The sequence below is a fragment of the Mesorhizobium sp. ES1-1 genome (assembly GCF_020164785.1).
GTDB lineage: Bacteria > Pseudomonadota > Alphaproteobacteria > Rhizobiales > Rhizobiaceae > Mesorhizobium.
The window spans coordinates 1-25814 of the sequence record NZ_JAIUGX010000013.1; the positions used below are offsets into that span (position 1 = coordinate 1).

Annotated in this window: 26 protein-coding genes; 22 read left to right on the forward strand and 4 right to left on the reverse strand. The window is 63.1% G+C overall.

The genetic code is table 11. The annotated features are described in order from the left end of the window. Both LB513_RS20870 and LB513_RS20875 read left to right on the forward strand, forming a co-directional pair. Window positions 1-91: 2-oxo acid dehydrogenase subunit E2 (locus tag LB513_RS20870; protein ID WP_224665593.1), on the forward strand; the 91-nt coding region annotated here is incomplete at its 5' end. 107 nt (window positions 92-198) lie between these two features. Next, window positions 199-567, forward strand: a complete 369-nt coding sequence (locus tag LB513_RS20875) for a hypothetical protein (RefSeq protein WP_224665417.1) — start codon at window positions 199-201, stop codon at window positions 565-567. Between the two features lie 17 nt (window positions 568-584). Here the strand turns inward: LB513_RS20875 and LB513_RS20880 are convergent, their stop codons facing one another. Further along, a complete protein-coding gene (locus LB513_RS20880; protein WP_224665418.1) occupies window positions 585-1562 on the reverse strand; it encodes a sugar-binding transcriptional regulator in 978 nt (325 codons plus the stop codon). A gap of 259 nt (window positions 1563-1821) precedes the next feature. Between LB513_RS20880 and LB513_RS20885 the strand changes: the two genes are divergently transcribed. The 6 genes from LB513_RS20885 (at window position 1822) to LB513_RS20910 (ending at window position 8781) form a co-directional block, all read left to right on the forward strand. Further along, complete coding sequence (locus LB513_RS20885) at window positions 1822-2808, forward strand: ABC transporter substrate-binding protein (protein WP_224665419.1); 987 nt, start codon at window positions 1822-1824, stop codon at window positions 2806-2808. A 56-nt stretch (window positions 2809-2864) separates the two neighbouring features. Beyond that, window positions 2865-4568: an ABC transporter permease gene (locus LB513_RS20890; RefSeq protein ID WP_224665420.1), complete on the forward strand. Its 1704-nt coding sequence runs from the start codon at window positions 2865-2867 to the stop codon at window positions 4566-4568. Next, a complete protein-coding gene (locus LB513_RS20895; protein ID WP_224665421.1) occupies window positions 4556-5635 on the forward strand; it encodes an ABC transporter ATP-binding protein in 1080 nt (359 codons plus the stop codon). The genes LB513_RS20890 and LB513_RS20895 overlap by 13 nt, the downstream gene beginning before the upstream one ends. Continuing rightward, window positions 5632-6795: an MBL fold metallo-hydrolase gene (locus LB513_RS20900; RefSeq protein WP_224665422.1), complete on the forward strand. Its 1164-nt coding sequence runs from the start codon at window positions 5632-5634 to the stop codon at window positions 6793-6795. Before LB513_RS20895 ends, LB513_RS20900 begins: the two co-directional genes overlap by 4 nt. Further along, window positions 6795-7553 (forward strand): 5'/3'-nucleotidase SurE, encoded by a 759-nt coding sequence (locus tag LB513_RS20905; RefSeq protein WP_224665423.1) that lies wholly within the window; start codon window positions 6795-6797, stop codon window positions 7551-7553. The genes LB513_RS20900 and LB513_RS20905 overlap by 1 nt, the downstream gene beginning before the upstream one ends. A 121-nt stretch (window positions 7554-7674) precedes the next feature. After that, complete coding sequence (locus tag LB513_RS20910) at window positions 7675-8781, forward strand: DUF930 domain-containing protein (RefSeq protein WP_224665424.1); 1107 nt, start codon at window positions 7675-7677, stop codon at window positions 8779-8781. Here LB513_RS20910 and LB513_RS20915 read toward each other — a convergent pair. Continuing rightward, window positions 8778-9452, reverse strand: a complete 675-nt coding sequence (locus LB513_RS20915; RefSeq protein WP_224665425.1) for an HAD family hydrolase — start codon at window positions 9450-9452, stop codon at window positions 8778-8780. The two genes, LB513_RS20910 and LB513_RS20915, sit on opposite strands and share 4 nt — an antisense overlap. Before the next feature lie 94 nt (window positions 9453-9546). Beyond that, window positions 9547-10188: a hypothetical protein gene (locus LB513_RS20920; protein WP_224665426.1), complete on the reverse strand. Its 642-nt coding sequence runs from the start codon at window positions 10186-10188 to the stop codon at window positions 9547-9549. A gap of 187 nt (window positions 10189-10375) precedes the next feature. Here LB513_RS20920 and LB513_RS20925 point away from each other — a divergent pair, with 187 nt between their 5' ends. The 5 genes from LB513_RS20925 to ptsP all read left to right on the forward strand — a co-directional run bounded on the left by LB513_RS20925 (window position 10376) and on the right by ptsP (window position 15186). Continuing rightward, window positions 10376-10813, forward strand: a complete 438-nt coding sequence (locus LB513_RS20925) for a transcriptional regulator GutM (protein WP_224665427.1) — start codon at window positions 10376-10378, stop codon at window positions 10811-10813. 162 nt (window positions 10814-10975) lie between these two features. Beyond that, the gene (locus LB513_RS20930; protein ID WP_224665428.1) at window positions 10976-11737 is read left to right on the forward strand and encodes a PTS glucitol/sorbitol transporter subunit IIC; all 762 of its coding nucleotides are present in this window, start codon (window positions 10976-10978) and stop codon (window positions 11735-11737) included. A gap of 16 nt (window positions 11738-11753) precedes the next feature. Beyond that, complete coding sequence (locus LB513_RS20935; protein ID WP_224665429.1) at window positions 11754-12752, forward strand: PTS glucitol/sorbitol transporter subunit IIB; 999 nt, start codon at window positions 11754-11756, stop codon at window positions 12750-12752. 26 nt (window positions 12753-12778) lie between these two features. Continuing rightward, window positions 12779-13159, forward strand: coding sequence for a PTS glucitol/sorbitol transporter subunit IIA (locus tag LB513_RS20940; RefSeq protein WP_224665430.1), 381 nt, complete (start codon window positions 12779-12781; stop codon window positions 13157-13159). A gap of 56 nt (window positions 13160-13215) precedes the next feature. Beyond that, window positions 13216-15186 carry a phosphoenolpyruvate--protein phosphotransferase gene (gene ptsP, locus LB513_RS20945; protein WP_224665431.1) on the forward strand — a complete coding sequence of 657 codons (1971 nt, stop codon included), beginning with the start codon at window positions 13216-13218 and terminating at the stop codon, window positions 15184-15186. 7 nt (window positions 15187-15193) lie between these two features. On the opposite strand, the gene LB513_RS20950 is transcribed toward ptsP, so the two are convergent. Beyond that, window positions 15194-15997 (reverse strand): hypothetical protein, encoded by an 804-nt coding sequence (locus tag LB513_RS20950; RefSeq protein WP_224665432.1) that lies wholly within the window; start codon window positions 15995-15997, stop codon window positions 15194-15196. A 153-nt stretch (window positions 15998-16150) separates the two neighbouring features. On the opposite strand from LB513_RS20950, the gene LB513_RS20955 reads away from it, so the two are divergent. From LB513_RS20955 to LB513_RS20995, 9 genes are all read left to right on the forward strand, one after another. Next, window positions 16151-17170: a sugar-binding transcriptional regulator gene (locus tag LB513_RS20955; RefSeq protein WP_224665433.1), complete on the forward strand. Its 1020-nt coding sequence runs from the start codon at window positions 16151-16153 to the stop codon at window positions 17168-17170. Window positions 17171-17261: 91 nt separating this feature from the next. Further along, a complete protein-coding gene (locus tag LB513_RS20960; protein WP_224665434.1) occupies window positions 17262-17615 on the forward strand; it encodes a cupin domain-containing protein in 354 nt (117 codons plus the stop codon). A gap of 223 nt (window positions 17616-17838) precedes the next feature. Continuing rightward, window positions 17839-18330: a hypothetical protein gene (locus tag LB513_RS20965; RefSeq protein WP_224665435.1), complete on the forward strand. Its 492-nt coding sequence runs from the start codon at window positions 17839-17841 to the stop codon at window positions 18328-18330. Between the two features lie 70 nt (window positions 18331-18400). After that, window positions 18401-19285, forward strand: coding sequence for an MBL fold metallo-hydrolase (locus LB513_RS20970; protein ID WP_224665436.1), 885 nt, complete (start codon window positions 18401-18403; stop codon window positions 19283-19285). Between the two features lie 324 nt (window positions 19286-19609). Continuing rightward, window positions 19610-20617 carry a taurine ABC transporter substrate-binding protein gene (tauA, locus tag LB513_RS20975; RefSeq protein WP_224665437.1) on the forward strand — a complete coding sequence of 336 codons (1008 nt, stop codon included), beginning with the start codon at window positions 19610-19612 and terminating at the stop codon, window positions 20615-20617. Between the two features lie 65 nt (window positions 20618-20682). Next, complete coding sequence (locus LB513_RS20980) at window positions 20683-21495, forward strand: taurine ABC transporter ATP-binding protein (protein ID WP_224665438.1); 813 nt, start codon at window positions 20683-20685, stop codon at window positions 21493-21495. Then, window positions 21492-22340: an ABC transporter permease subunit gene (locus LB513_RS20985; protein ID WP_224665439.1), complete on the forward strand. Its 849-nt coding sequence runs from the start codon at window positions 21492-21494 to the stop codon at window positions 22338-22340. Before LB513_RS20980 ends, LB513_RS20985 begins: the two co-directional genes overlap by 4 nt. A 41-nt stretch (window positions 22341-22381) precedes the next feature. Then, window positions 22382-23536, forward strand: coding sequence for an FMNH2-dependent alkanesulfonate monooxygenase (ssuD, locus tag LB513_RS20990; RefSeq protein WP_224665440.1), 1155 nt, complete (start codon window positions 22382-22384; stop codon window positions 23534-23536). Window positions 23537-24008: 472 nt separating this feature from the next. Then, window positions 24009-25793: a thiamine pyrophosphate-requiring protein gene (locus LB513_RS20995; RefSeq protein WP_224665441.1), complete on the forward strand. Its 1785-nt coding sequence runs from the start codon at window positions 24009-24011 to the stop codon at window positions 25791-25793. The last annotated feature ends 21 nt before the right edge of the window (window positions 25794-25814 follow it).

Sequence of the window (25814 nt, forward strand, 5' to 3'; positions counted from 1 at the left end):
CGACCATCGCGCCGTCGACGGAGCGCTCGGCGCCGAACTGCTGGTCGCCTTCAAGCGGATGATCGAAAACCCGATGGCCATGCTGGTGTAGGGCCTGCGGGTTCTCGCCAAAGATTCGCCGGCTTATAATGAAACCGCCTTGTCAGCCGCCGGCCCTTGACCCATGTTCCAGGGGACTGCGATCCAAGGGAGGCCAGCATGCCCGCTTTCGACCCATCCGACGTCAAGGCCCTGGTCAGCAGGGTCATGGGTGCGTCACCGTCCGATATCAAGCTGGTGGCGCAGCGCCTGCATGACCACGCCTTCGAACCGCGCATGTCGGCGGAAGAGACGAAGCAGCTGGTCGTCAGCCTCGGTTACGACAGCCTGGATGCGTTCTGCGCCGATATCGGCCTGCCCATGCACATCGCCGAACGCTGGGGCCGTTTCGGCGTTTCCGGCGAAATGAAGCAGGTGTTCACCTTGCTGGCGGCGCAGCGCAGGCGGGTGGCCGAGGCGATCGCCGAATTCGAAGCCATGACCCATGTCGGCGTCGAAGACTTTTTGCGCGAACGCGGCCTGATCTAGTCAGGCTCCGGAGCCAGCTAGGCACCCTTGGAAAGCAGCGCCGCGGCCGTCTCGCTGTCGGTGATCAGCACATTGGTGTCGACGGCTTTCAGCGCGGCGAGGATAGCCGCAACCTTGCGCTTGCCGCCGGCCGCCAGAACCACATTCGGCACCCGGCCGACCACATCCAGATCGATGGCCATAATGCAGCCGTTGACCTCATGGTCGACAAGCCTGCCGTCGGCATCGATGAAATAGCACAGCATGTTGGCGATTGCGCCCTTCGCCTTCAAGGAGGGGATCAGCGATGAAGGCACGATGCCGTACCGGAAGATCGTGGCGTCGGGCGACATGTCGCCGACCGTGAGCAGCGCAATGTCGGCGGCAGCCGCGCGGCGGCGCACATCCTGCAGAGCCGGCTGCGCCCACAGGAGATCGCGAAGCGAAGGCTCATCGACTGTCACCGGCGCGGTGATCTGGTAGCTGTCGACCTCGAAGACATCGGCGACCTTGGCGGCGACGATGGAAGGGTTGATCCATTGCGAGTGCGGCAGGCTGCCAACAAGGGCCACCACCGAGGCGCGCTTCAGGCGCCGGCGCGCGAGGAAGCCGAGACTGGAGTGAAGCGTGGCGCCGCCGCCGATCGCCAGCGTCATGCCGTCCTGCATCTGTTCGCCGAGATAGGCCGCGACGGCGTGGCCGATCGCCTTCTCCAGGTGCTCCTGAGCCGACGGCGTCGGGATGACCACGGCGGCGTTGAGGTTCCAGCGCTTCTCCAGTGCTCGTTCGAGCGCAACCTGATCCGCCGTTGGCGCGTTGATCATCGTGACGACGATGCCTTCGGCGGTGCAGGCGGCGAGCGTGCGCATGACTTTTACGCGGCTGACGCCAAGCTTTTCGGCGATCTGCTCCTGGGTGAAGCCCTCGACATAGTAGAGCCAAGCCGTCTTGACGTTGAGGTCCGACGAAACCATCGGCAATCCCGGGCGAACCGGTCTGGGCTTTTCCGTAGGCATCGGTTCTCGTCCTCGTGAGCCAGGGTCGGGGCCCTGCCCTGATCGGAGCAACGCCTGCCGGATGTCAACTGGTGCCGTGTTGCAGGCGGTCGATTGTGACACAACTCTGTTCATTTGTAATTGACATTGTACATATGAACATATTCTGTAGGTTCACGCGCTGTGTCATCCACCAGTCATACGCGCCGTGCAGGGAGGAAGAGACCGGATCCGGCCAAGAGGGCCGAGCCGGTCATGCACAGACAGATCAGGAGGTCTCATGAAGACGCTATTCACCAAATTGCTCGCCAGCCAGCTTGTGCTCGCGGCGGCGCTGTTCGCCGGAGCGGCCGGCGCTGAAACTCTGACGCTCTACACGTCGCAGCCGGAAGCCGACGCGGCCAAGACCGTCGATGCCTTCAAGAAGGCGCAGCCTGGTATCGATGTCACCATCTACCGCTCCGGTACGAGCGACATCCTCACCAAGATGGCGGCGGAGTTCGCAGCCGGCAGCCCGCAGGCGGACGTGCTCCTGATCGCGGATGCGGTCAGCATGGAGTTGTTGAAGAAGGAGGACCGGCTGCTGCCTTACCCCGAGGCAAAGCTGGACGGGATCGAGGCGGGTTCCTACGATGCCGACAAGACCTATTTCGGCAGCAAGCTGATCACCACCGGCATCGTCTACAACACCGCGGCCGCCGAAAAGCCGCAGCATTGGGCCGATCTCGCCAAGCCCGCCTATGCCGATGGCCTCGTCATGCCGAGCCCGCTCTATTCCGGCGCGGCCGCCTATCTGCTCTCCGGCTTCGTCGGCGACACAAATTACGGCTGGGATTTCTTCCAGAAGCTCAAGACGAACAATACGGTCAGCGTCCGCGGCAATGGCGCGGTGCTGAAGTCGGTCGCCTCGGGCGAGAAGCCCTATGGCATCCTCGTCGACTTCATGGCGATGAACGCCAAGAAGAAGGGCTCGCCTGTCGAATTCGTGTTCCCCAGTGAAGGCGTGCCGGCGGTGACCGAGCCGGTTGCCATCATGAAGACCGCCAAGAATGTCGACGGCGCCAAGAAGTTCGTCGACTTCATTCTTTCCGACGACGGCCAGAAGCTGGCGCTTTCAATGGGTTATCTGCCGGCGCGCGCCTCGGTCGGCCGTCCCGACTGGCTGCCGGAAGACGTCAAGGTCAAGGTGATGCCGTTCGACACCAAGGCGATTGTCGCCAAGACCGATGCCGACAAGGCGAAGTTCTCGGAACTGTTCGGCGGCTGAGCCGAATCGCGCGGATGCCGGTGCGGCCGACGTCCAGCCCCTCAGGAAACCCAATCATGTCGACACCCATCAAGGAGAGTCGGGGCCAGGAAACGGCCCTGACGGCGGCGGTGGCCGCCGTCATCGTGCTGCTCTCTCTGCTGCCGATGCTGCGCCTGATCAAGGAGATCATCGCCCCTGGTGGCACGCTGTCCAGCGTGGCGATAGAGACTGGTCTCGCCAGCCCGTCGACCTGGATCGCAACCTGGCACACCCTGGTCGTCGGCATCGGCGGTACGATCCTGGCGGTGGTGTCAGGGACGCTGGTCGCGGTGCTGATCACGCTGACCGATATCCGCGCTCGTGGCGCCCTGGTTCTGTGCTACGTCTTGCCTCTGATGATCGCGCCGCAGGTGACGGCGCTCGCCTGGCTGCAGCTGTTCGGCCCGGCAAGTCCATTTCTCAAGCTCTTTGGCGCCGCGCCTCCGCTCGGCACGAAGAATCCGCTCTATTCCACGTCGGGCATCATCCTGCTGCTCGGCGTGCAATACGGGCCGCTCGTGTTCCTCCTGGTGCGCGCCGGCCTGCGCAAGCTGCCGCGCGAATTGGTCGAAGCGGCGCGGGCCGGGGGCGCCGGCTGGTTCACCGTCCTGGTCACCATCGTGCTACCGCTGATGACGCCCTCGATCATGGCCGCAGCCGCCCTTGCCTTCGTGTCCTGCGTCGGCAATTTCGGCATTCCGGCCTTTCTCGGCATCCCGGCCAATTATCTCGTATTGCCGACCTTGATTTATCAAAGGCTCGCCGGCGGCGGCCCCGCGGTACTGGGCGAGGCGGCTTTCCTATCGGTTCTGATTGGCGTCATCGCCATGGCGGGTATCCTCGCCCAGGAACTGATGAGCCGCCGCCGCGACTATCGCATCAGTTCGACGTCGCTGGCGGCCGATCCCTATGAACTCGGCCGTTGGCGGCCCTGGGTTCAGGCGGGCATGTGGCTGCTGATCGTGCTGGTTCTGATCCTGCCGCTGTTCGGATTGGTGCTGACCTCGCTGGTGCCGGGCTATGGCATCGCGCTCAACGCCAAGACGGTGACGCTCGACAATTATCGCTTTGTCCTCTTCGAACACGCGGCCGCCAGCCGAGCTTTCTTCAACAGTTTCTGGCTTTCGATCGCGGCCGCCTTCTTCGCCGTCATCGTCGCCGTGCCGATCGGCTATCTGATCGCCTGGGGCAAGCAGCGCTGGGTCAGGCTGCTCAACCTGTCGGTCGAACTCCCCTATGCCTTGCCAGGAGTGGTCCTGGCGATCGCCGCGCTGCTGATGTTCCTGCGGCCGATCCCGCTGACCGGAATCCAACTCTACAACACCGTCTGGATCATCCTCTACGCCTATCTCGCCCGGTTCCTGGTGCTGGCCCTGCGGCCGACCATCGCCGGCTATCATCAGATTGACCGCGCGCTCGAAGAGGCCGCGCAAGTCGCGGGCGCGGGACTGTTCACGCGCATGCGAACGATCATCTTTCCGCTCGTCGCGCCGGCGGCGATCGCCGGCGGGCTGCTGATCTTCATGACGGCGCTGAGCGAACTCACGGTTTCGGCGTTGCTGTGGTCCTCGGGCTCCGAGACGATCGGTGTGGTGATGTTCTCGTTCGAGCAAGGCGGCGATTCCAACTATGCGGCGGCGATGTCCGTCATCACGGTGGCTGTCACCTTCACGCTGATGCTGGTGACGAACCTGCTTGCCCCCTACCTTCCCAGCGGAGTGCTGCCATGGCGCGATTGACCCTGGACAATGTGACCAAGAACTTTGCCGACTTCGAAGCCGTCAAGAACGTTTCGATCGATGTAGCCGACGGCGAGTTCCTGGCCGTGCTTGGGCCCTCTGGCTGCGGCAAGACGACCTTGCTAAGGCTGGTGGCCGGGTTCGAGAAGGTGACGTCGGGCGAGATCCGCATCGGCGACGACGTCGTGTCCGGCAAGGGCGGAAATATCGCGCCGGAAAACCGGCGTGTCGGCATCGTTTTCCAGAACTATGCCTTGTGGCCGCACATGACGGTTGCCGAAAATATCGGCTATTCGCTCAAGGTCGCCAAGCTCGACAAGGCCGTCGCGCGGCAGAAGGTGGAAGAAGCCCTGGCCCTGGTCAATCTGCAGGGGCTGGGTGACCGCAGGCCGGCCAATCTGTCCGGTGGCCAGCGCCAACGCGTGGCCCTGGCTCGGTGCCTGGTGGCCGCGCCCTCGCTGGTGCTGTTCGATGAGCCTCTTGCCAATCTCGACGTCCATCTGAGAGCGTCGATGGAAGACGAATTCTCAGCCTTCCACAAGCGCACCGGCACCACGATCGTCTACATCACCCACGACCAGGCCGAGGCGATGGCGCTGGCAGACCGCATCGCGGTGATGGACCGTGGCCGGCTGGCGCAACTGGCGACGCCACACGAGCTTTACCATGAGCCGGCAAATGAAATGGTGGCGTCCTTCATCTCGCAGGGCATCCTGCTGCCTGCCGACGTGCTGAGCGCGGAACAGGCTGGTCATTGCAAGGTGCGAGTACTGGGGCAGGAATTGCTTGTTCGCTGCCGCGCCGGAGAAGTTCCGCGCACCGGCGCCAAGATCTGTTGCCGGTCGGCGGATCTCGATGTTTCGCCGGACGGTCCCGGCTTCGATGGCCTGGTCAAGAGGGTGGTCTACCAGGGCGGTGGGGCACGCATCGAATTCGCGCCTTCGGCCGGACCTGATCTCACCCTGCATTTCGAGCAGCCCGATCCCGTATTGCTGCAAAGCGGATCGCAAGCGCGGCTGCGCATAAAATCCGGCTGGCTCATTCCCGCGGGAGTTGCCCAGGGATGATGCTCGACCTGCTCGGTGGCTTTGGTGAAAAGGGCCGCACCAGCCTCGCCGTCAACAGCGGCAACGACCGTATCCTGCTCGATGTCGGCATCAAGGTTGGGGCGAGCGGTGCTGATTACTACCCCGCGCTTGCTGGCGCGGCCGGCGATATCGATGCGTTGTTTATCTCGCATGCGCATGAGGATCACGTCGGGGCGCTGAGCTGGTTGCTGTCACGTGGCTATGCCGGTCCGATTTTCATGACCAAAGAGACCCGCGACGAGGCACCGGCGACGCTTGCCGGCTATGCCGACGCAGAGGATCTCAGGCGCTTTCCGTTTCCCAGGGATCGCATCGAGATATTCGAGCCCGGCGATACGCTGAAGAGCGGCAATCTCTCTATCAGAACTGGGCGGTCGGGGCACGTTGTCGGCGGCGTCTGGTTTGCCGTGGATGACGGTGAAAGCCATGTCGCCTATTCGGCCGACGTCGTGCCGGACAGCAACGTCTTCATCATGGACACGATCCCGCACTGCGACCTCCTGGTTCTCGACGCGTCCTATGGTGCCGATCCGGTATCGGGGGCGGCGCGGGCTCGCGAGATCTCGGAATGGATGGCGAGCCATGCCAACGGATGTCTTTTGCCGACGCCGCTGTCGGGCCGCTCGCTGGAACTGATCGCGGCTTTGACTGTGCCCTTCGCCATCCATGCCAGCATGCGCGCTTCCCTCGAAACGCAGATCGGCGCTTCTACGGCCCTGGTGCCAGGCGTATCCGACATGCTGCAACGCCGCTTGCGTGATGCGGTCGACTGGACCGACGCTGATCCCTTGCCGTCAATGCCTTTGCTGGCCGATGACGGCATGGGCGAAGCCGGTCCTTCCTCTCGGCTGCTGCCCCGTGCGGCCGCCGCCGGATTTCCCGTGTTGCTCACGGGCCATCTGCCTTCGGGCTCTCCGGGCGATCTCCTGCACAAGGCCGGGCAGGCGGACTGGGTGCGCATGCCGACCCACCCGACGCTGGCCGGCAATGTCGGTATTTGGGAGAGGGCTGGACGGCCCGAAACATTGGGACATTCCTGCCCGGCCGGCTCCCTCGCAGACCTGAAAATCCACATACCGCCGCTGCTTGCGCAGTGCCGCACAGGCGAGCGCATTGCGGTGCCGGCGAGGAGCATATAATGCGTATCCTTATCTGCAACGACGACGGCATCGAGGCGCCGGGGCTCGCGCGTCTGGCCAATGCGGCCAGCGCATTGAGCGACGATCTCTGGGTGGTCGCGCCGGACGGCAAGCGCACCGCCGCCGGTTCGTCGCTGACTATTGCCAGGCCGTTGACAATGCGGCGCACAAAGCCGGGCTGGTATTCCTGTTCCGGAACTCCCGCCGATTGCGTGGTCAGTGCGATGACTTGGCTTTTTGCGGATGCCAAGATGCCTGATCTGGTGCTGTCGGGCGTCAATGACGGGCGCAATGTCGCAGAGGACCTTGCCTATTCGGGGACGCTTGGCATTGCCCGGGAAGCGACGTTCTGGAACGTGCCCGCCATCGGGTTCTCGCGCGTGAAGAATCCGGAATTCACCGATGTCGACGACCAGTGGCTGGGCGGCCTGATCGCCTCGCTTTGGCAATCGCGCGCCAACTGGGCAGCCGAGGGGCACTGGTTGAGCATCAATCTGCCCACCAAGCTGCCGGCTGAAATCAAGCAGCCGCGCATCGGCCGCGACAAGATCGGCCGAAAGGCAGAAATCGTGGAAAGCGATGGTGAGCGCACGGTCATCACCGTCCCGCGCGGGCGGGCCCATGCCAGCGAGCCTGGTGACGAGAACGCGGCGATCGACGAAGGCTTCGCCACCATCAACCGGCTGAACTGGTTTGGCGAGACCCGGCTGGACGGTCGGTTGTTGCACGGCATTTCCGAAAGGCGCCAGGCGGACTGATCCCAGGACTTGGCTGAAGAGGCCACGCTGGCGGCGGCATCACCAGACTGTCAGCGGTCAAGGCGCGCCAATTCGCTGCCGAAGCTTGAAGCCGCCGCTATTTCATTCCACATCGCTGGGGATGACCGACGAGGCACGAGAACGGCGCCGGAATTTGCTGTGGGGCGTGCCCGCATCATTGATCGTGCATGCGCTGCTCTTGACGCTGCTGGTGTACGGCCTTTCGAGGCCTCCCCAGCAGACACGCGAGGAGGAACCCGTCAATGTTTCGCTCGTGCCGCCGCCCGACCAACCGAAACCGAAACCTGTTGCCCCGCCGCCTGTCGTCAAAGCCGAAAAGCCGCCAGAACCCAAACCGCCCGAGCCGGTTGATATTCCGGTTCTGAAACGTGTGTTCCAATATGGCGACAAGGACAGCGGGCCCGAGAAATCGCCGGATGGAAGCAGTGCGCAAGGCAATGCGCAATCGCCGGCGAAGGATGCGACGCCTGTCGAGCCCAAGCCCGCGCCGACCGCGGCTCCCAAACAGCCGGATGCTAGCAATGCCGACGAGAAGCCGGCAACCACCCCGCCGGACCTCAAGCCCGCGCAAAGCGAGGAGAAGCAGGCGACGGACGAGGCTGATAAGCAGCAACTGGAGAAACCGCCGCAACCCGCCGAGCAAGCGTCGGCGGCGCCAAAGCCGTTGCCGGATAAGGCCGGCAACAAGCCGGCGCCTTCATCCCCACCCAAAAAGACAAAGCCGAAGCCTGCAAAGACCATGAGCTTCAAATCCGCGCAAGCCTTCAAGGCGCCGATCCGGAATGCGAGGAAGCCGGGTTCCGCGACGACAGGAGCCGCCGGATCGCCGGTCTTTGCCGGTCTTCCAGGCGTCAGAAAACTCTACTCGCAGGGAGCGACCGGTGATGCGCTGGCCACGAGTTCAATGGACAATGTGCCGCGCGGTAAGCGCGTGGCCAACCTTTGCGGCAACATTCTTAGCACGGAGTTGCAAGGAGCCGGCTACGCCATCAAATGGGTGCCAACCATAGAATTGGACAAAGGCAACGTACTCAACCCCCAGCAAAGTGCCTTCAGCACCCGACATGAGTGGTACAATCTAAGTTTCCGGTGCGAGGTTGACCCCGATGCAACGAGGGTGGTGTCCTTCACCTTCCGCGTCGGCGCCTTGATTCCGCCCGGCGAATGGGCAAGTCGCGGGTTCACCCCGAAGTTCCCGCTAGATTAGGCCGGCACACCGAGCCTCGACAGTTGGCGGCTGACCTCGTGCCACTCGGCGCAAACGAAGTCGGCGCCTGCCGCCGTCAGCCGGGCACCGTGCTCGGCATAGGTGTGGCCGCCTCCGGTATAGCCGATCGCCGTCATGCCGGCGGCGACCGCGCCCTGGATGCCGAAGGGCGAATCCTCGATGACGACGCAGTCTGCCGGATTGGCCCCCATCTTGGTGGCGGCGAACAGGAAAATATCGGGGGCCGGCTTGCCGTTCCTGACCATTGACGAGCTGTAGATCGCGTCGCCGAAGAAGCGTGCCAGGCCGGTCACGGCCAGGCTGTGGTTGATGCGCTCGACCGATGACGACGAGGCGACACAGCGGTCGCCGGCGAGATGTTCCAAAAATTCAGTAATTCCCGGTGTCGGCATCAGGTCCTGCGAGAACAGGATCTTGGTCTCGGCCCAGATATCGCCATCGGCGGATTCTGGAAACTGGTGGCCGGTCAGTTCCCTGATCCTGACGATGATGTCGGACTGTTTCATGCCGACGCACTGGGCGATGATGCCGCCATGGACGCCGGGCATGCCATGCTTTTCGTAGACGCGCTCATAGGCGCGCGCAGCCAGCGGCTCGCTGTCGACGAGAACGCCGTCGCAATCGAAAATGATCAGCCTTGATCGCGCCACGCGCATCTCCCGGGTAACGATTTCCGCACACCGCTATCGGCAAAAAATCAAATGTTCAATAGTGCGGTGTTTTTGGCATGCGACCTCGGCGGAGCTAGAGCTGGCGAAGCGCCTCCGGCGTTCGGGCGAATTTAAGCGCCCGCTGCATGGCCTGCCGGGACTGGGCGCGATCGGGTGTGATCCAGTTCGGTTCGGCGCCGAGGAAGCGGTCGAGAAAAGCCACCGCATAGGCGGGCATCTCGGTCACGTTCTCACGGTAGGACCACCATGTGCGCAGATCATCGGCGCATTTGTCGATGCTCGGCGCGCTGCCGAATTCCTGTTCGTGAACAGCCGAAATGACTGAGACGCAATAGTTGGTGTAGAGAAAACCCTCGGGCCAGAAGCGCACGATCTCCAGCGTGCCGGCGTTTCGATCCGTCTCGATCAGCTGGCTAAGGCCGGAGATTTCGCGGACCGGCGCCTGCTTTATCAGTTCGCGCAGCACGAGGCCTGCGGCGAAGACGATGAAGTCCGCACGGTCAACCGCCGCGAAACGCTTCTGCGCTTCCATGATCTCGACCCAGTCGAGAAAGGCGCGGGTCAGCTTGGCCTCGTCGATTTCAAAGCGCACGCCGAACGTGTCGGACATCATCTTGGCGCTGCCGCGGAACGTGGCGCGGAACCAACGCAATTGCCTCAGCCGGTGCCGCAGATCAGGCATGAGGGCCAGTTCGTCCCTGAAGGGCAGGTCCATTTCATCCATCCCATTTGCCGACAGGCTAGCACAGCCATGGCGCCACCGAAATCGCCGACGCCTGTGGATGACCGTCGTCGAGCCCAATATCATACATATTGACATTCTCGGAAACAAATGTTCTCCCTTTGCTGTTGTCACGCATCGGTGCAAAATGCGGGCGACACAGGCTTCGGGAGGAGACCGAATGGCGATCTGGCAGTGGGGACTGCTTCTGCTGGTTATTGTGTGGGCGCTGCAGTCGCTCGGCGTCTGGCTGCAGATGCGGCACTATTCCGATGTCTTCAGGGGCGTCACCAACCAGTACAAGGATGGCTTCGTCGGAGCCGGCAATTTTCGCGGTCGATTTGCCAAGGGCACCATCGCGCTTGTCGTGGTGACGCCCGACATGATCGTGCGCCGCCTGATGGTGATGAGCGGCCGCTCCGTGTTCACCAAGTTCAAAAGACATGAAGAATTCGAGGGAGTTTCCCTCGATCGTATCCGGTCCAATCCCGCGATCCTGGGAGAGGGGGAACCCGGTGTGGCCGAGGCCGTGAAGCGGGCGATCGAACAGATCGACAAAGCGCGGTCGGAGCCGGGGAAGAAACCGGGTCTATCCGGTTTGAACGTAGCAAGGGCCTAGAACCGGATGATTCCAGGTTGAAGCGACCTGAAATCTGAATCCGGCTCTAAAAAGGGATAGTGCATGATGTCATCCGAAGACCGCGTCGCGCTTTTCGGCATCATGAGCTAGAGGACGCCGCAAGCAGGCTGGGATTACCGGCAGGCGGCATAAGGAGGAGAAATGTCAATATTTTCGTTGTTGGCGCAGCATGCCGACATGGCCGTGAACCATCTGCATGTCGCGGGTGCCATGGTCTCGGATGCTGCCTTGCATGGCAAGCTCGCCGTCGAGCATGCCTCTGACCATCTCGTTGTCCTCGCGCAGGCGGACAGCGGGCCAATCACCGTCGACCAGTTCAAGGAAAAACTGAAGGACGTCCAGCAGGAGGAGCAACTCGGCTGGCTGACCGCCATCGGCAAGTATTTCATCGGTATCTTCCAGAAGGGCGGCGAGGTCTTCGCCGGTTTCGTAACCGGCATCATCCCGACGCTGGTGGTGCTGATGACCGCCTTCTACGCCGTCACCGAGCTGGTCGGCGAAGAGCGCGTGCACGGCCTTGCCCGCGGCGCCGGCAGGATCGCGCTGACGCGCTATACGCTGCTGCCGCTGCTGGCCGTTTTCTTCCTGACCAATCCGATGGCCTACACGTTCGGATCTTTCCTGGAAGAAAAGCACAAGCCGGCCTTCTATGACGCGGCTGTGTCTTACGTGCATCCGCCGCTCGGCCTGTTCCCGCACATCAATCCCGGCGAATATTTCGTATGGGGCGGCATTCTCGTCGCGCTGCTGGAGCTGGAAAAGAAGGGCGTCGTCGTCGCCGGTTACCACGTCAAGGTGGCGATCTGGTACGCGATCGTCGGCCTCGTGGTCATCCTGCTCAAGGGCATGCTGACCGAGCGCATCACCGCCATCATGGCGCGCCGTCAGGGCGTAGAGCTTTAAGGGCGGGGAGGACATCATGGCCAAGACATACAAAGCCGTACGCATCTCCCGGGGCAAGACCGGTTGGGGTGGTCCGCTCGTGATCGAGCCGACAGAACAGCGCAACAAGGTTGTTTCCGTCACCGGTGGCGGCATTCATCCGGTGGCGCAGCTTATTGCCGACATGACCGGCGCCGAGGCCGTCGACGGCTTCAAGGCGCCGCCGATCGAGAGCGAGATGGCGGTGGTCGTCGTCGATTGCGGCGGCACCGCACGATGCGGCGTCTACCCACGCAAGCGTATCCCGACCGTCAACTTGACGCCGGTCGGACAGTCCGGGCCGCTCGCCCAGTTCATCACCGAGGATATCTATGTTTCGGGCGTGAAGCCGGCCGACGTAACAATGGCGGACGGGTCCGAAGCCGTTACGACCGCAGGGGGAACAGCATCGATGAGTTCAAGGAGCACGCCTGCAGCGCCGACACCGCTGCCGAGCGAGGGCGGCCTTGTCGGCTTCATCAGCACGATAGGCCGCGTCATGGGTCGCGTCGTCGGCATCTTCTTCAATGCCGGGCGCCGCACCATCGACCAGGTGATCCGCAACGTCCTGCCGTTCATGGCCTTCGTGACCATGCTCATCGGCCTGATCCTGTACACCGGCGTCGGCGACGTACTGGCCCAGCCGATGGGTCCGCTGGCCAACAACATCGTTGGCCTCCTGGTCATCTCGGCCATTTGCGGCTTGCCCTTCCTGTCGCCGATCCTTGGGCCAGGCGCGGTCATCGCCCAGGTCATCGGTGTCGCCATCATCGGTCCGCAGATCGCCAACGGCACGATCTCGCCGGCAATGGCGCTGCCGGCGCTGTTTGCCTACAACACCCAGGTGGGCTGCGACTTCGTCCCGGTCGGCCTGGCGCTCGGTGAAGCCAAGCCGAAGACGATCGAGATCGGCGTTCCGGCGGTGCTTATCAGCCGCCAGATCATGGGCCCGGTATCCGTGCTGATCGCATGGGTCGTCAGCCTGATCGTGTTCTGAGTTAAGTGAGAAATGAGGTTCGCCACATGACTGTTCTGTTGAGAACGCGGGTCACTGCCATCGGACCCGAAGTGGCGGACCTTGCCGAAGGGGGCGTGGTCATCCTGTTCGCGGATGGCTCGCCGCCGGAGCTTGCCGAGGTTTCCGTGCTCCACAAGACGGAGCAAGGGCCTAGTGACGGCGCGCCTCAGAAAGGCGCGTCGATCACGCTCGGTCCCGTTTCCGCCGTCATAACCGCCGTCGGCTCCAGCGCCTGGAGCAAGGTCCTCGAAATGGGCCATGTGGTCATTTCATTCAACGGCGCCCCGGAGGCCGAGAGGCCGGGCGAGATCTGCGCATCGCCGGTCGATACGCAAGCGCTCGTGGCCGCCCTGAAGACAGGCACGATCATCACCATCGCCGCCTGAAGCATCCGCGCCGCGATCCTCATCAGGAGGCGGCGCCCAAAACCAGAGTATTTGCCATGGAACGCTCGACCATCGTCAGAGTGCATGAAGGTCTGCACGCCCGTCCCGCCACGCGCTTCGTCAAGCTCGCCAAGGGTTTCGAATCCGATGTCGAACTGGTCAAGGACGGCAAGGCGGTCAGCGCCAAGAGTTCGGTCAAGCTGATGCTTCTGGCCGTCAAGGAAAACCAGGAAGTCACCGTGCGGGCGAACGGCGCCGACGCCATCGAAGCGATCGAGGCGCTGATCGGCTATCTCGAGAATCCGAGGGCCGGCCTCGATGACGAGGATGGCCAGCCGGCCGCCGAGCAGGCGCCACCGTCCGTGGCCGCGCCTGCTGCGCAATCCGCGCCCGAAGCGACCACCGGCCTGCGCGGCGTGGCGGCAAGCGAAGGGTTCGCCATAGGGCCGGCCTTTGCGCATTTCCCGCCCGATATCGCCGGACAAGGCCGCACCTTGCAGGCCGAAGAAATCGCCGGTGAGATCGAAAGGTTCCGGGCTGCCGTGGGCGCCGTCCAGGCGCGGATGGATCGTGCGCTGACGCAGGACAACCTCTCGGCCGGTGATCGTGGCATCGTCGCCGCGCTCAGGGATATCGCCGCCGATGACAGTCTCACGGGTGAGGCCGAGCGCCTGATCAAGGGCGGTAACGATGCGATTTCGGCGGTCATCACCGCCGCTTCCACCATCGCCGCCGACTTCAGCGCTGTCGACGACCACTATCTCAACGCTCGGGCTGACGACTTCCATGCCGTGGGGCGGCAGATCTGCCTGGTGCTCCTGGGGCAGGATGATGTCAGCCTCGAAAACATCCCTGAAGGCGCCATTCTGATCGCCGACGACATCGGCGCCTGGGACCTGGCGCGGGCGCCGCTGAAGCGAATCGGCGGGGTCGTGTGCGGGCATGGCGGGGCCACCTCACACATCGCGATCATCGCCCGCTCACACGGCATCCCAGCGGTGCTGGGCCTCGGCGACCAGATCAATGCGCTTCGCACCGCGCGCGAGGTGGCGCTCGATGGCAACAGCGGACGCGTCATCATCGACCCGGACCCAGCGACCAGCGCCGAATTCGGCACCCGCGTCGAAGCCGCCGCCAAGGAGCGCGCCGGGCTGACCGTCTTCAAGACCGTGACCCCCACGCTCGCCGATGGCAGGGTCATCGAAGTCGCGGCCAATATCGGCTCGCTCGAGGAGATCGGGGCTGCGCAGGAGGCGGGCGCCATGGGCGTTGGCCTGTTCCGGACGGAACTGCTGTTCATGCGTCACATGCATCTGCCCTCTGAGGACATGCAGGCCGAGACATACACCGCACTGGCAAAGGCGTTCGCACCATACCCGGTCATTGTCCGCACGCTCGATATAGGCGGCGACAAGCCCATCGCCGGGATCGAATTTCCCGACGAGGAGAACCCCTTCCTCGGCTGGCGCGGCATCCGCATGTGCCTCGACCGTCCCGACATCTTCAAGCGGCAATTGCGGGCGCTGTTGCGCGCGGCCGTGCAGGGCAACATCAAGGTGATGCTGCCAATGGTGGCGGACATCGACGAGGTCAGGCGGACGAAGGTTCTTGTCGCCGAATGCAAGGCCGAGCTCGACGCCGAAGGCGTGCCGCACGCGGCGTTCGATCTCGGCGTGATGATCGAGACGCCGGCCGCCGTGCTGATCGCCCCGGCGCTGGCCAGGGAAGTGGCGTTCTTCTCGATCGGCACCAATGATCTGACCCAGTACATAATGGCCGCCGATCGCCTCAACCCGACAGTGGCAAAGCTCAACGACGTCGCCAATCCAGCCGTCATGGCGGCGATCGAGCTGACGGCGAAAGCCGGGGTCGCCGCCGGCATCATGGTCGGCATGTGCGGGGAGGCCGCCGGCCGTCCCGACCTTATCGCGACCTTCGTCAAGATGGGGCTGACGGAACTTTCGATGAGCCCGGCGTCGATTCAGCGCGCCAAGAAGACGATCATGGATTTTGCGGCCGCGGGCTAGCCGGACTTCACGGCAAATGGGCGAGCAAGGTAACGAAGATTGGGGTCAGCTCATCGATCGGCCTGGCCTTGGCACAGGCCTGCACGATGCGGTCATGACGAATGTCGGCGGCCAGTATGGCGATCTCGAGCATATCCGGCTCCGGCGATCCGTCCCTGCCGGCCGTCGCCAGGCCGCAGGCCAAGGCCAGCGGAGCCAGGCAACTGATGTCGAGGGTGCGGTCGGGCGCGGCGGCCGGCGTTCCCGGCGCGGATTCGCCAAAGCGCACAGGGTGATGATTGAGGCACTCGACCAGCAGCGCGGCACAGGCCGCCGCGATCGGCCGCAATCCGGCGTCGGGCGTGGCCAAAGTCGCCAGCAGACCGCCATGCCGCTTGCGCATCGCGACATGGACAGCGGCAAAATCCGCTTCGTGGATGCGGGCATTGTCGATCTTCAGGCCGGCAAGCACGGCCTTGGTCAGATAGTACATATCGCGCCGGAACAGGCGCTCCGCGCTCAATTGCCGATCCTCGTTCCCGGCCGGAAAATAGGTGCCGAGACCTTTCACGGTCGTGCCGTCCACCCTTATCGGGCGTTCGTGCGGAACGAAGGATTCGGCGATCGACAGAGCTTCGTCGACCGCGCTCGCGGCATGGCTGAGCAGGCCTTCAATGCCTTTGCCCGGAAAGGTCGGCAGGAGGCTGGTCGCCTCGCGAACGGCGCTTGCTTCGCCGGTGCCGTCATGGCGGCTTTGGCGGATGATATCGCGCACTTCCCGCAAGCGGTCCTTCAGGTTGACGCGGACATCTTCGGAGATTTGTCGGAGCATCGCGGATCGCCTCGAAATTTGCATGGCTTGACGCAAGCCGGCAGCCAGCAATTCTACATTGTTCCTATCGATTGGTAGATCAATAGGCGATAGTAGACCAGCGTGCATAATCGGCGACGGCGCGCTCGTCCGTCGCCGCGGGGAGAGACAGGCGTGGGCAGGCGGCGAGTGGGCGAAAGCGACGATGGCCAGGGCGAGGTTACCGAACAGCTCGCCAATGAGAGCCGGACGGATCGGTTGCGGATCCGCGCCGCCTGGATGTATTTCGTCGAACAGATGACGCAGAACGAGATCGCCGACGTGCTCGGCGTCGGCCGCGTCACGATCGTGCGCATGCTGGCGGAGGCCCGCGCCCGCAACGAGGTCAAGATCAGCATCGAAAGCGAGTTGTCGGAGATCGTGCGGCTGGAACGCGCGCTGGAAAAGACGTTTGGGCTACGGCAGGCTCTGGTCGCGCCGCTTTCGACGCCCGGCGCGGACCCGATACCGGCGATCAGCGCCCGGACCGGCAGCTTCCTGTCTGACACGATGAAATCCGGGATGCGGGTCGGCGTCGGCTGGGGACGGACGCTGTTCTCGAGCCTGCCATTCATCAGCGCCAAGTCCCTCACCGACTTCAAGGTCATCTCCCTGCTCGGCGGCGTCGGCGTGGCGCGCAGGTTCAACCCGGCGGAATTCGCCTGGCGGTTCGCCCAGATTTTTCAGGGCGACGGCTATCTCATCCCGACACCGGCCGTGGTCGACAGCGTCCAGACCAAGATCGCTCTTGTCGAACGCTGCGGCCTGCAGGAGATATTCGAGATGGCCGATACGCTCGACGCCGTGCTGCTCAGCATCGGCGGCATCGCTTCTGCGACCACTTTCTATCGCGGTGGCTTCCTCAAGGAAACCGAGCGCGAAGCGCTCGTTTCGCGTGGGGCGGTGGGCGATCTTCTGTTTCATTTCTTCGATCGCAAAGGCGATTTGGTCGACCATCCGATCAACAGCCTGGTGATGTCGGTGGACGTCGACCGGTTGCGCAAGGCGCCGATCCGCATCCTGACATCCGGGGGCGAGGAGAAAGTGGAAGCCTTGCTCGGCGCCATGACCCTGATCGCGCCGACGATCCTGATCACCGACGAGGACAGCGCCAGGCGCATGCTGGAACTGCATGCCGCGCAAGCTTCGCTATAGGCCGCGCCGGTTGCCGTGACGGGGGGCATCGGATACTGACCGCCCAGGCAAGTGACGCCTGAAATACCGGTCAGCAAACGGAGCCTCTGACATGACAGACCAAACGATCCTCAAATTCGGCCCTGTCGAGAACGCGGACACCGACGACCTGGCCGGCTGGGTCGTGGTCGAAGGCCAGCCGACCATGAAGACAGCCGTCCAGCACACGACCGCGGACGGCAAGGTGTTGTCGGGCACCTGGCAGGCCACGCCGGGCACTTATCACGCGACCTATACCGACTATGAATTCGTGCACATGATCGCCGGCCGTATCATCATCACCCCGGACGGCGGGAGCCCGGTCGAGGTCGGTCCCGGCGACGCCTTCGTGGTGGAAGCCGACTTCAAGGGAACCTGGAAGATCATCGAGCCGGTGATCAAGCATTTCGTCGTTCGTGTCGGCTGAAGCCTGACCATCGCATCAGCGTGAAACCCGCCATGGTTCGCCCTGGCGGGTCTGTCATTTTCCGCTTTCGGTTGCGCTGGCACGGCGCCGCGCCGGGTGCGCCACAATGGGGCAGCATTGCTGGCACGACATTTGCTGCAGTGAGGTGAGGCCTGCACAGGCCGGCTTGATCCCACCGGTTCGTCGCATGGATGCAGCGGTGGCCTTTGACAGGTGGGCTGCGATGGATTTTCCTCGGTTCTTTCTTGGCATGGTCATGGCGTCGGCCGCCGTTGCGGCATGGGCCTATGCGGCGACCGGCTCGGCCTGGATGACGCTGGCATGGACCGCGCTCGGCGCAACGATGCTGCAGGTCGGCTATTTCGCGCTATTGGTGAAGATGGTCTACGCGCCGGGCTCGACGGAAGGAGGGGGGCGCGGGAGCCCTTCCGCGGCCAGCCGGCACATTGGCGTGTCAACGGTCGTTGCGATCGGCGTGGTCGCAACGATAGTCATGACCGTGATGGCACGCGCGGATGACGATGCCTATTTCGACTGTGTCATCGGCAAGGCGGAGGCGATCATGAAGACGCAAGCGCGCAAGGACGCCGAAGCCGCGCTTTCCAAGGCCTACGCGCTCTGTCAGTCCGCGGGGACGACCCGGTTGGCGCGGATTAACGGTACGTCGCCGTTGCCGCATCGGGCCGCGCCCCTATATCCGCTTGTGAATTCTTGACCGGTCGAACAAGGGAGCAGCCAAACGGCCGTCCCGGGCTGGTCGATCTCCGCAGCAGAGGGTGTCCAGCATGACCAGGATCAATTACGCGGCAATGATGGCAATGACGGCGCTCATGGTCGGCCATCAGGGCCTGGCAATGGCGCAGATGCCGGCGCAGCAACCGGATGCCAAGTCATTCAAGCTCGGCAAGCTCGACATCGTCGTCCTGCACGACGCCCAGTTCGTTAAACCGAATGACGGCAAGATGTTCGGGCTCGGTCATAGTCCGGCCGAAGTCGCCGATCTGCTGAAGGCGGCAGGGGCGCCCACCGACACGATCACGCTCAGCGTCGACGCCCTGCTGGTGAAATCGGACAAGCGCGTGGTCCTGATCGACACCGGCGTTGGCGGCGCGTTGCAGGACAGCCTCGCCAAGGCAGGCGTCAAGCCCGACGATGTCACCGAAATCCTCATCACTCATTCACATCCCGATCATATCGGTGGATTGGTCAAGGACGGCAAACTGGCGTTCCGCAACGCATCGATCCGCATGTCTGAGGCGGAATGGGATTTCGCCCAAGCCAACAAGGACGCAGCCGACATCGTCAAGGTGATCGCCGATCAGGTGAAACCGTTCGAGGCCGGTTCGGAAGTCGCGCCAGGCATCACGTCCGTGGGGCTGGCCGGACACACGCCCGGCCATGTCGGCTACCAGATCAAATCCGGCAACGAGCGGCTGTTCGATATTGGCGACACGGCGCACAGCTCGATCATATCGCTGGCCAGGCCGGATTGGGGCATGGCTTTCGACGCCGACAAGCCGCAAGGGGAAGAGAACCGGGCCAAGACGCTCGGCATGTTGGCCAAGGACCACGAGTTGATCTTCGCGCCGCATTTCCCGTTCCCGGGCGTCGGGCATATCGAGGCCGATGGCGACCATTTCAAATGGGTGCCGAGCGACCAGCCGCGTTAGGCTTTCGTTCCAGCCGGGCTCTCCTCATCGGTGTGGGAAGCTTGTTAGAATCCGTCGGCGCAATCCGGCGGGTTCCAACTCGTCGTGGCACCAGTAGAGACATAGCGGGCCAGCCCCGACGCCGAAGTCGGAGGGACCAAATTTTGGCAGGCGATTGCCCGACAGGCCAAAACGGATCATCCGTGCCGGTTTCTTTTCAACGGCAAGCCGCATTTAAGAATTTCATTTCTGTCTAAGTCTATAAGATCAGTGGACTTTAATCCGACGCTCCTGGCCAGGGCGGGCAATCGAGGGGTTTGCCCTCTGTTCAGAAGGATTAATGCCATGCGAAAACTGATTTCCGCCACCCTTGCCGCCCTTGCCCTGGCAGCCCTGTCCGCCTCGGCACACGCCGCGGACAAGAAAGTCGTCATCGCCTACCAGACGGGCGCCAACCCCTATAATCTCGGCATCGCCAATGGCGATCTTGCCAAGAAGACGGGCTGGGACATCGAGTTCCGCCGCTTCAATTCCGGTGCCGATATATTCGCCGCCATCGCATCGGGCGACGTTCAGATCGGCGATGTCGGATCGAGCCCGTTCGCTGCCGCCGTCAGCAAGGGCATCGACGTGAAGGCGTTCTACATCTCGTCCGTCTCACGTGACGGCGAAGCCCTGGTCGTCCGGCCCGAGATCAAGACGCCGGCCGACCTGCGGGGCAAGAAGCTTGCCGCGGCACCCGTCTCGACCGATCATTACCAGCTTCTCGCCGTGCTGAAACAGGAAGGAATTTCCGAGAAGGACACCCAGGTCATCGCCATTCCCCAGCCCGAGATCGTCGCCGCCTGGAAGCGCGGGGACATCGACGGGGCGTTTGTTTGGGATCCAGCACTCTCCGAACTCAAGAAGCATGGCAAGGTCCTGCTTACCGCCGGCCAGGTTGCCGATCGTGGCGCGCCGACCTTCAGCGCATTGGTGGTGACCGGCGATTTCGCCAAGGCCAATCCCGACTTCCTCGGCCAGTATGTCCGGCTGATCGACGGCTACACCACGTCTTATCTAACCAACCCGGCCGCCTGGGGGCCGGAGTCTGAAAACGCCAAGGCCATCGCCAAACTGCAGGGTGGCACGGCGGCTGAAAATTCGGAGCAGTTGAAGACAACGGTGGTCCCGCCGCTCGACGAGCAGGTTTCCGACAAATGGCTGGGCGGCGGCGACAAGAGCGCCGTTGCCAAAATCCTCAAGGACACCGCGGGCTTCCTGAAGGACCAGAAGAAGATCACTGCCATCAAGGACAGCTACGCCGCCGCCGCCGATCCGCAATATGCGGCGGCCGCCAAAGCCTCGAACTGAAATCCCTGAAGGACATTCGCCTGGCTGGCCGACACAAGGCCAGCCAGGCTTCCCGGAGCCCAATCATGCTCAGAATCCGCGATGCCAGCGTCACTTTTCCGGGTTCCAACGGCCAGGACGTGCATGCACTCGATCATGTCTCGCTCGACATCGCTCCAGACTCCATCGTCGTCGCCGTTGGTGCTTCCGGATGCGGCAAGTCGACCTTGCTCAATGCGATCGCCGGCTTCCTGCCGCTCAGCGAAGGGTCGATCACGCTGGACGGACGCGAAATAGTCGCGCCCGGCGGCGATCGTGGCGTCGTCTTCCAGAAGGATACGCTGCTGCCATGGGCCAATGTGCTCGACAATGTCGGTCTTGGCCTGAAATATCGTGGTATGGGGCGCGGCGAGCGCCATGAGCACTCGAGGCGCTTGCTGGAACTGGTGGGCCTCGCCGATTTCGCCGAGAAGCCACCTTATGAACTCTCAGGCGGCATGCGCCAACGCGTCGGCATTGCTCGAGCCCTGGCCACCGACCCCAAGGTCCTGCTCATGGACGAGCCGTTCGGCGCCCTGGACAGCCTGACGCGCGAGACGATGCAGCAGCTTCTGGCCTCGATCTGGGCCAAGACCAGAAAACAAATCCTGTTCATCACCCATTCGATCGAAGAAGCCCTTACGCTCGGCACGACCATTGTCGTGATGTCACCCCGGCCGGGCCGGATCGTGGCCCGGTTCGACGCCGGCTTCATCCGCGAGTTCGCCGAAAGCGGCGACATCGGGCCGATCCAGTCTGACCCCCGCTTCATCGAATTGCGCGAGGAGATCCGCTCTCTCATCCACCGGCCGGAAGGCGCCCGCACGCGAACCCCGCACCGCACAGGAACTCTGCAATGACCCTTGCCGCCAATTCCGAAACGTCATTCTCGCCTTCGACAGCTCCGCGCGCGCCGTCTCGCAAGCCGCGCCGTTCCGCTGCGACAAGCACGCTCGGCATCAGCCTTGCGACGCTGGGGTCGCTGATTGCGCTGTGGTTCCTGGCCGCGCATTTCGAATGGGCGTCGCCGCTGTTCCTCCCTTCTCCGACCGAGGTGCTGACCCAGCTCGGCGCGGTCTGGGCCGATGGCTATGCCAATGGCACGCTGCTCGACCACACGCTGGCCAGCCTTGGGCGGATTGCCGCCGCGCTTGGCGTCGGTATCGGGCTGGGCGTTCCGCTCGGCTTGCTGATGGGGCTCAATCGCTGGGTCAAGGGCATCTTCAGCGTGCCCATCGATCTCTACTGGGGCCTGCCGCCACTGGCCTACCTGCCGCTGCTGATCATCTGGCTGGGCATCGGCGAGACCTCCAAGATCGTGCTTTTGTCACTGTCGACCTTCGCGCCGATCTGCTTTGCCGCGCAGGCGGGCGTCCGCTCCGTGCCCGATGAGCGCATCAATGCCGCGCTGTCGCTCGGCGCCAGCCGCCTGCAACTGTTCACCAGCATCATCCTGCCATCCGCTTTGCCGGAAATCATGACCGGCCTGAAGATCGCCATCGGCGCCGGCCTGTCGACACTTGTCGCCGCCGAGCTGATCGCGGCCCAGTCCGGCCTTGGCTACATGATCATGTCGGCGGCCAATTTCCTCGCAACCGATGTCGTGTTCGTCGGCCTCATCGTGATCGCCATCCTCGCTTTCGCCTTCACCTGCGGCATGCGCTGGCTCGAACACCGCCTCATCCCCTGGAAAGGCAAGCTTTGACGCTTGCCCAACATAGTCCGCATCACCGAAGGAACAATCCGATGTCCAACAACACCCGACCGCTCGACCTCTACTGGTATCTCCCAACCCATGGCGACGGACCGTATCTCGGCACGGACGAGAGGCACCGTCCGGCAACTTTCGGCTATCTCAAGGAGATCGCGCAGGCCGCCGACCGCCTCGGCTTCAAAGGCGTGTTGCTGCCCACCGGAACGCGGTGCGAGGATGCCTGGATCGTAGCGGCCGGCCTTATTCCACTCACGGAAAAGCTCAAGTTTCTCGTGGCGCTTCGGCCAGGCAGCGGAACGCCGGCGCTGTTTGCGCGCCATGCCGCAACGCTGGACCGCATTTCCGGCGGCCGCGTCCTGCTCAATGTCGTCACCGGCGCGGATCCGGCCGATCTTGCCGGCGACGGAAACAAGCTCAGCCATGGCGAGCGCTATGCGCAGACCGACGAGTTTCTGACGATCTGGCGGCGCATCCTTTCGGGCGAACCGGCCGATTTCGAAGGCAAGTACCTGTCCGCCCATGGAACCGACATTTCCTTCCCGCCGGTGCAGCAGCCGCATCCGCCGCTCTGGTTCGGCGGTTCGTCCGATGCCGGCATAGAAATCGCCGCCAAGCATGTGGACGCCTATCTGAGCTGGGGCGAGCCGGTGGACCAGCTTGCCGAAAAGCTCGATCGCGTCAGAAAGGCCGCCGCGGCGAAGGGCCGGACGATGCGCTTCGGCCTTCGCATTCATCTGATCGTGCGCGAGACGGAGGATGAAGCCTGGGCCGCCGCCGACCGGCTGATCAGCCATGTCACCGACGACCTGATCGCGGAGGCCCAGAAGGGATTCGTGCACATCTCGGAGTCCGTCGGCCAAAAGCGCATGTCGGCGCTACATCAGGGACGGCGCGACAAACTGGTCGTCGGCCCCAATTTGTGGGCCGGGCCCGGGCTGGTGCGCGGCGGCGCGGGAACGGCCCTGGTCGGCAATCCCGACAATGTGGCAGCGCGTATTCGGGAATATCAGGAGATCGGCATCGAGACGATCATCGCCTCCGCCTATCCGCATCTGGAAGAAGCGTTCAATGTCGCTGAACTGCTTTTTCCCAAACTCGGTCTGAGCGGCGAGGTAGCGCCCGCCGAACGCAGCTGGGATGTTGAGTTTGGCCGCGGATCACCTCCCCGGGCGGCTTCCGCTTCCTGAGGCATTGCAGGGCTGACGCCTGGCTTGTGGAGGAGCCATTTCGGACGCTCCGATCGCTCTCGCCCACCGTCACACTTCATGAACGCGAGTACGCTTAGCCGCTCTGCCCGGTCAGCTCGCACGCAAGCGTTGCGCATCGCCAGAAGCGATTGAATTGGCTTGCGCCATGATGTGGCGCGTGTCCCGGATGATGCGCCCAACTGGCATAAAATAATATCTGAAGTCGGACAAATCTTTCGTCCTTGAGTACCAGCGAAATCTTCCCGAGTTGTAACAGGATGTGTGGAACCGCTGTCAGCGCAAATGGCACAAGCGGTAGCGGAACCTCAAGGCGCGGAACAGGCCAATCGAAAAGACGGAACAGCGCGCCAGCCGGTGCGTTCGAATGTTGGCGAGAGCCGCAGCCAATCGCGGACGAAGCAATCTCAATGACCGGCTCCCGCATTCGATGGCTGTTGCAAAGGTGTCCACCATGTCTGAGACCGTCGGCGACTTTCTTGTCTCCCGCCTTCACGCCTGGGGCGTACGCAAAATGTTCGGCTACCCGGGCGATGGCATCAACGGCGTGTTCGGCGCGCTCAACCGGGCGGAAGGTGCAATCGAGTTCATCCAGGCGCGGCATGAGGAAATGGCTGCGTTCATGGCGTGCGCCTATGCGAAGTTCTCCGGCGAGCTCGGCGTCTGCATTGCCACCTCCGGTCCCGGCGCGACGCATCTTGTGACCGGGCTCTATGACGCGCGGATGGACCATCAGCCCGTGCTGGCCATTGTCGGCCAGCAGGCGCGTGCGGCACTCGGCGGACACTACCAGCAGGAGGTCGACCTCGCGGCCCTGCTCAAGGACGTTGCAGGCGATTTTGTCCATCAGGCTGCCGTTCCCGCGCAAGTGCGCCATCTCATCGATCGCGCTGTTCGAATTGCACTCGCAAATCGTACGGTTACAGCGCTCATTCTCCCGAACGATCTGCAGGAGATGGCGTATGAAGAACCAGCCAGAGCCCACGGCACCGTGCATTCCGGCATCGGTTACCGGCCGCCACTGATCGTGCCAAATCAGGATGATCTAGAGGCGGCTGCTAACATTCTCAATGAGGGCGAACGGGTGGCGATCCTGGTTGGTGCTGGCGCGCTTGGCGCGACGGCGCAAGTTGCTGCTGTTGCCGATCGTCTGGACGCCGGCGCCGCCAAAGCGCTTCTCGGCAAAGCCGTTTTGTCGGATACGCTCCCGTGGGTTACGGGATCGATCGGGTTGCTTGGCACGGAGCCGTCCTGGAACCTCATGCAGGAGTGTGACACGCTGCTGATGATCGGGTCAGGATTTCCATATTCGGAATTCCTTCCGAAGGAAGGGCAGGCCCGAGGGGTTCAGATCGACATCGACGCCGGCATGATGTCGCTGCGCTATCCCATGGAGCTCAACCTGATCGGCGACGCCGCCCAGACCCTCTCTGCCTTGCTGCCGCTCTTGAAGCAAAAGAAGGGGAAATGGCGCGAACAGGTCGAAAAGGGTGTAGGCGACTGGTGGCAGCTTCTCGACAAGCGGGCGCATGCAAAAGCCAACCCCGTCAATCCGCAACTGGTTGCTTGGGAACTCTCATCCAGGCTGCCCGACGATGTCATCCTGACCTGCGACTCCGGATCCTGCGCCAACTGGTATGCACGCGATATCAAGATGAAACCCGGCATGATGGGCTCTCTTTCAGGCGGGCTTGCATCGATGGGAGCAGCGGTTCCCTACGCGATCGCTGCGAAGTTCGCCCATCCGGATCGGCCAGTGGTTGGACTGGTTGGCGATGGCGCCATGCAAATGAACAACATGGCCGAACTCATTACTGTGGCGAAATACTGGAAGGGCTGGGCTGACGGCCGCTTCGTGATCTGCGTCTACAGCAACCAAGACCTCAACCAGGTCACGTGGGAACAACGTGTGATGGAAGGCGATCCGAAATTCATAGCCTCGCAGGATATTCCGTACGTGCCGTATCATCGGTTTGCGGAATTGATCGGGCTCAAGGGGCTATTTGTCGATCGCCCTGAAGATCTTGCAGCTGCGTGGGACGAGGCACTCGCCTCAGTCAGTCCCGTCGTGCTCGAAGTCAAGACAGACCCAGAGGTGCCGCCCCTGCCACCGCATCTCACATTTGCGCAAGTCAAAAATCTGACATCGGCGCTAGTGAAGGGTGACCCGGATGAGGCCGGCGTCATCCGCGGGACAGTCAATCAGGTCCTCAGTGCGATCTTGCCCGGCAAGGATTGAAGTCTGAGCAATGCTCAATGA